This window comes from Planifilum fulgidum (genome assembly GCF_900113175.1).
Taxonomy (GTDB): Bacteria; Bacillota; Bacilli; order Thermoactinomycetales; family DSM-44946; genus Planifilum; species Planifilum fulgidum.
This window is the reverse complement of sequence record NZ_FOOK01000061.1, coordinates 1-1,969: the sequence shown is the minus strand read 5'-3', so window position 1 is coordinate 1,969 and position 1,969 is coordinate 1. Positions and strand designations below refer to the sequence as shown.

Here is a 1,969-nt window from a genome sequence, read left to right as displayed (position 1 = left end):
CGTCTTATTACAGGCGGAGTTGACGATAACAGAATTGTTGAAGTGGAAAAAGAGCTTAATGTAACATTACCGGAAAGTTATAAATGGTTTTTGCGAGAGTTTGGTTATGCTTCAGTTGCAGGGGTTGAAATCTTAGGCATGGCACCAACGGGTGTGCCACCAGTTGTTGAATATACGCTGGATTTTAGGGAAACTGGCATGCCCGATTCTTGGGTTGTAATATGCAGTTGTGATGAATGGGTTTATTGTTTGGTTACAGATAAAATGGTGAACGGGGAATGTCCAGTAATAGATTGGGATAATTATACCGGAGATAGTTTTCAGTATTTCGATAACTTCTATTTATTTTTAATAAATGAGCTTGAAAGCGCAATAAATGATTGGGAAGATTAGGCAGACATTTTTTCGTATTTCATTTAAAACAACTAAAAAATTGAGATCGGAAGGTACTATTACCTTAAAGTATCTAGAAATTGGTTGGATTATCTTTCTTTATTTTGTAGATACGGATGGATGTGTATTTCTTTGCAAGAGGAGAAACTCCGATTACCCAAAAAATTTGAACCAAGTCAATGTCTGATGACATTGAGATCAAATGTACGCCAACTAAACATGCAGTTTTGCGCTTTGGAGTTGGCTGGCAATTTATGCTCGGTTGTCTTTTTTTCCTCAAGTTCATTTTTTGATATTAACTCAAAGAGGATGCCTCCGAATTTTTTACCTGGAAGGACACCGACGGCAACGAATTGGCCGGATGGGAGCGCGGTCTCAGCTGTGTCTTCCTGGTTCCCGCCGCCAAAGTGGCCAAAGTTGGGAAGTATGCGGACGAGGCCCTCGCCTTTGCCGGCAAATTGGATGACAAATTGGCGAAAACTCGCTTAGGCGAGGGCTTGCAAACGGCGAAGAGGAAGCTGGAGGATCTGTTTAGCCGAGGGAAACAGGTTGCCTGTGGGTGCAATTCTCGAAATAGCTTCCTAAAAAATATTAAGCCCCCGACACAAAACACCGATGAAGCCTATGAATCCTATTTTGAAACTGTTTTAGGGAAACGACTGAAAAAGGTAAAAGGAACGGACTTGGCTTTGCCGAATTCTCCGGTGAACATTCCTGGAGAAGTTCTGGGACAATGGATAAAGGACGGGAGGGTTAGAAAAGGTGTCCCTCACGAATTGGAAAATTATATAAAAAATTATAATCCCAAAAAATTCAAGTGGACAAAGACTTAATTGTAACCATTGATAAAGATGCCATGAAGCACATCCTTGAAAGCCATCATCCGAGACACTTTAATCCGAATGCACGATTCACATCAAAAGGAAATATTAAAGAACAAAATACTATGTTTCCTCAAAATATGACCGAAAAGGATGTTGAACTACTTCTTATAAGGATTCTCCAACAGGAGAAGAATGAAATATCCAGGTTAGCTAATGAGACATCTCCTCGGAGGGTATTTCAAATTGGTGGAGATACGAGCGAAAAAGATATCGTCATTGATGGGATAAAATATACTGTTGGTTTTGAACAAGAAGTTGCTTCAAATGGAATGCGTTATCGGATAGTTGGCAATTTTATCCAAAAGTCAATAAATGATTCGGTGAGGAGTGATCTGTGTGTTTCAGGTGCAAACGTTCATTTACTTTCCCGTGATTCGCATCAAAAATTCGTCATTTCCTGCGGAAATACCAGTAGATGACACAGCTACATTGAGAAACGCGGAACCCTATCTGGATTTCGAGAGATTAGATGGTCACATTGAACTAACTTATCAAGGACAACCGATACTTACCGAGAAATTTGGAGATTTTATTAAAGAGTATTGGGATTATTTGCTTCAAGCCATTCAATCCTTTATGAAAAAAGGATCAGGAGGAATGAGTTTGCCTGATCAGCCTATACCGATAACAATTGAAGAGCAAGGCTCAAACTGGGTGTTAATGACAGTTGGCGATGATGGGGAATATGGAAA

General features: G+C 39.9%; 3 protein-coding genes. All 3 read left to right on the top strand.

Annotation, left to right across the window (positions count from 1 at the left end; translation table 11 throughout):
* The coding region (locus tag BM063_RS17120; protein WP_092041936.1) for an SMI1/KNR4 family protein at positions 1 to 393 on the top strand (393 nt) is incomplete at its 5' end.
* Between the two features lie 353 nt (positions 394 to 746).
* Positions 747 to 1,226 carry a hypothetical protein gene (locus tag BM063_RS17115; protein WP_092041932.1) on the top strand — a complete coding sequence of 160 codons (480 nt, stop codon included), beginning with the start codon at positions 747 to 749 and terminating at the stop codon, positions 1,224 to 1,226.
* A 387-nt stretch (positions 1,227 to 1,613) separates the two neighbouring features.
* The coding region (locus tag BM063_RS17110; protein WP_092041929.1) for a hypothetical protein at positions 1,614 to 1,969 on the top strand (356 nt) is incomplete at its 3' end.